The organism is Rhodovibrio sodomensis (assembly GCF_016583645.1).
In the GTDB taxonomy this organism is placed as follows: domain Bacteria; phylum Pseudomonadota; class Alphaproteobacteria; order Kiloniellales; family Rhodovibrionaceae; genus Rhodovibrio; species Rhodovibrio sodomensis.
In genome coordinates this window covers 1-3,894 of the sequence record NZ_NRRL01000214.1, presented here as the reverse complement: position 1 = coordinate 3,894, position 3,894 = coordinate 1, and the positions used below count along the sequence as shown (strand labels likewise).

The following is a 3,894-nucleotide window of genomic DNA, read 5'->3' as shown; positions in this document are numbered from 1 at the left end:
TTCGGCGTCCGCGGTGAGTTGGCGTTCCAGACGCTGGAGATGATGTTCGATTTCGTCGGCTGTGAACAGCTGACGCGCCTCGGCAACAAACCAGGGCAGATCCGCGGCAAGGCGCCGATCCCTTTCCGCGCTTTCAGCGAACAACTGGAGTTTCTCGCCGACGATATAGTCGAACGCGGCTTGCACACCGAACCGCTCGCGCACCCCGCGAGCGGCTTCGCATTGCTCCTGCCAAAGTTCACGTGCCGTCTGCATAGCCTGTCTCCGCGAGGATCATACCAGCGATTACGGTAGGCGGCCCGGCAGCCTGCTGCCAAGTATCAACGCGATGCGTTGCGGCTGGCTTTCGCGCGGTCGGGCATCCAATAGCCGCGCAACGTGACGACGGCTGCGGCGATGGTGGGCGCCGGATGGGCTTCGGGCAACGACAGATCGAGGGCCTTCGGACCCAGCAACGCACGGGCGGTCGCCGGCGAGGCATGCGCCAGAATCGGATCGATCATCCGGAACTCCGCCCGGCCGGTGTCGAGCAGACGCTTCCAGAGCCGCCGGCGGGGCCGGATCGCCCGACCGAACCCGTCGCACCACGGGCTCGGGTCCGTATGGCCGTCGGCCGTGCGGCCGAACCGCGGCGCATAGGCCCGTGGCTGATCGGACAGGGTCGTGGCGATCCGGTTGTACTCCGCGGCGATTCCCTGGACCGCGCGCAGGGCCTCGGTCCACGCAGTGAGGCTGAGGTCCGCCTTGGGACCCAGCACTTCCGGCATGAACTGCTGGGGGTGGATGAACTTCGGCCCAACCACCAGCGCGCTCAGATAGCCGTCGAGGGTGGCGAGATCGGCGATCGGCGGATTCAACGTTGCCTCGGCCAGGTAGGCGGCGAGTTCCTCGACGCCCATGGCGTTCGCCCTGCCGTGGTCGTCGCTCATGCCGCCTGCGCCACCTCGGTCGCCGTCCAGTTCCAGGGCAGCAGCGCGTCCAGCCGGTTGACAGGGACGCTGCCGTCGACGATCCGCTGCAGCACGTCGGCGAGATAGGTCAACGGGTCGAGATCGTTGAGCTTGGCCGTCTGGATCAGCGAGGCCAGGATCGCCCAGGTTTCCGCCCCGCCCTCGGAAGAGACCTCATAATGCCCGGAATCTGGGGCGTGAGGTTGAGGTCATGTACCCTTTCCACCCTCTGTTCGGTCAGCGCGTGGTCGTTGTAGCCGAGCAAGAACACAATGGCGCGGCCCATATCACGGTTCGCCCGATTGATCACCCAACGGATGGACCAAAGGCCTTTCTCCCGGTCTGGATGGTCGAAAGTGGGTGCCCATCCAGTCTCGTTGACACCCCAACTTTCAGTTTAGGCGCGCTCTTTGATCTAAGAGCCTTCCTCGACTCGGTGCACGCCTGCGATAGTTGCAGGAAACCCAGCTCGGGAGGGGAAGGTGCTACAAAAGGGAGCGGCGATACAACTGAATCTGTTTCTAATCAACACGTTGAACGGGCCGAGGTTGGAGGAGTCCGATCGCCTGGACGTGGTAAGGCAGCTTCAGACCCTGCTGCAGGAAGTTCTGACCGCTCAGGTGATGGAGGCGAACGATGACGCGGATAACGCCTGAGCACTTGGCCCGGGATGCCGTCGTTTATGTCCGACAGTCTTCCGCGTTCCAGGTCACGCACAACCTGGAGAGCCAACGGCGGCAGTACGGTCTCGCCGACCGCGCAAAACAGCTTGGCTGGGCGGATGTCGAGGTGATCGACGATGACCTTGGTCGGTCCGGGGGCGGTGGCCGGCGGCCGGGGTTCGAGAAGCTCCTGGCCGGCATTTGCGAGGGACGTGTCGGCGCCGTCTTCTCGCTGGAGGCCTCCCGTCTGGCCCGGAACGGACGCGATTGGCATACCTTGCTCGAGTTCTGCGGTATCGTCGGAACCCTGCTCGTCGATGAGGAAGGGGTCTACGATCCCGCCATGCCGAACGATCGCCTTCTGCTCGGGATGAAAGGCACCATAAGCGAGATGGAGGGGTCGGTTTTCCGCCAGCGCTCGCGCGAGGCCATCCGACAGAAGGCGCGCCGGGGCGAACTCCTCCTCACAGTCGCGGTCGGCTATGTGAAGCAAGACGACCGCATCGAGAAAGATCCCGACACACGCGTGCAAGAGGCGATCTCTCTGGTCTTTCGGAAGTTCGCGGAACTCCAGACCGTTCGCCAGGTGCTCGTATGGTGCCGCCAGGAACAGATCCGGCTGCCGTTCGCCGGACAAGGGAAGCATGCCGATCGGATCGTGTGGCGCCTTCCTGTGTACCCGACGCTGCATCACATACTCAGAAATCCGGTGTATGCTGGCGCTTATGTTTTTGGTCGACGAACCGGACGGGTCGCGATCGAATACGGGCAAAAACGTGTTGTCAGAACAATCCGGCAAGACTGGCGCGAGTGGGAGGTCCTGATCCGCGATCACCACGAAGGCTATATTTCCTGGGACGAGTTCGAGAGAAACCAGAAGCTGATCGCCGACAACAGCAATGGTAAACGCTTCATGAGTCGAGGGGCGGTGCGATCCGGAGAGGCTTTGTTGCCCGGCTTGTTTCGTTGCGGGCGATGCGGGAAGAAACTCCATGTCCGTTATGGCCAAGGCTATGGCTATGCTTGCGCTGGGGCTTTCAATCAGCAGGCCGCCGCCCTTTGCATCAGCTTTGGCGGCGTCCGCGTTGACCGTGCGGTCGCCCGGGAGGTGCTGGAGAGACTTCAGCCACTCGGCGTCGAGGCCGCGCTGCAAGCGATCGACACGCATGGACAGCAGCACAGCGATAAGCGGGCCCAGTTGGAGTTGGCGCTGCAGCAGGCGCGCTACGAAGCGCACAAAGCTCAACGGCAGTACGACGCCGCGGATCCGGATAACCGGCTTGTCGCCGGCGAACTGGAGCGCCGCTGGAATGAGCGCTTGATTGACGTTGCGAACCTCGAAATGGAGCTGGAGAGCCTCTCTGCCACCAGCCAACCCGCTCTTTCAGAGACGGATCGAACGCGGCTCATGGCGCTGGGCCACGATCTCGCCCGTGCATGGGATAGCCCTGGCGCGACAATCGAAACACGCAAGAAGATCATCCGGACGGTTGTCGAAGAGATCGTTGTCGATGTCGTCGACGATAAACTTGCCCTGATAATCCATTGGCGAGGTGGGGATCACACGAAACTGGCGGTCAAAAAGAACCGCGTTGGTCAAAACCGATACACAACCGATCACGACGTGATCGATCTGGTCCGCATTCTGGCACGCCAGATGCCCGATCAGACAATTGCTGCGGTTCTGAACCGTTCAGGTAAGAAAACGCCTCACGGTAAGGGATGGACCCGTACAGCGGTATGCTCGCTACGCAATCGCAACAAGATAGCAATCTATCGAGACGGTGAGCGAAGCGAGCGTGGTGAGGCTACGCTTGAAGAAGCCGCCACGGCCCTGGCCGTTAGCTCGTCGACGATCCGGCGGCTGATCCTCGACGGGACCATCCCAGCCTCACAGCATTGCCCAGGCGCGCCTTGGATCATCCAACACGCCGACCTCGAACTCGACGATGTCCGGTGGAAGGCCGACGAACGCCGGGCACGACGCCCGGCGTCAGATGAACGCCAGGAAAACTGGCTTGAGAAATCAACCACATAGCGAGATGAGCAGTATGAAACGCCCTCGTCGGACCCCGCGAACAGACTATTGCGCCTTCCCAGGGCCACCGGCCGCATTTGCTGTTCCCTGGGCGTCAGACTGGTTGGCAGCTACAGTAACCTGTAGTCTTAACCGACCACTCGAGCCGAGGAGTTGGGTTTGCCCGAGTATTCCCAGGAGCGCAAGGATGCGGCGTTGGCCAAGCTGATGCCGCCGCAAAACCGCCGCCCGCAGGACGTCGCTG

General features: G+C 62.3%; 3 protein-coding genes and 1 pseudogene. 1 reads left to right on the top strand and 3 read right to left on the bottom strand.

What is annotated here, in order from left to right; translation table 11 throughout:
• The 3 genes and pseudogenes from CKO28_RS27085 to CKO28_RS28750 form a co-directional block, all read right to left on the bottom strand.
• The coding region (locus tag CKO28_RS27085; RefSeq protein ID WP_200344538.1) for a hypothetical protein at window positions 1–255 on the bottom strand (255 nt) is incomplete at its 3' end.
• A gap of 65 nt (window positions 256–320) precedes the next feature.
• Entirely contained in the window at window positions 321–929 is a 609-nt protein-coding gene (locus CKO28_RS27080; RefSeq protein WP_200344536.1) for a UPF0149 family protein, read from the bottom strand.
• Window positions 926–1,123: pseudogene (locus CKO28_RS28750) on the bottom strand (transposase domain-containing protein); the annotation flags it as partial. The gene CKO28_RS27080 and the pseudogene CKO28_RS28750, both read right to left, overlap by 4 nt.
• A 463-nt stretch (window positions 1,124–1,586) precedes the next feature.
• Here CKO28_RS28750 and CKO28_RS27070 point away from each other — a divergent pair.
• Window positions 1,587–3,650, top strand: coding sequence for a recombinase family protein (locus tag CKO28_RS27070; RefSeq protein ID WP_200344532.1), 2,064 nt, complete (start codon window positions 1,587–1,589; stop codon window positions 3,648–3,650).
• Window positions 3,651–3,894 lie beyond the last annotated feature (244 nt).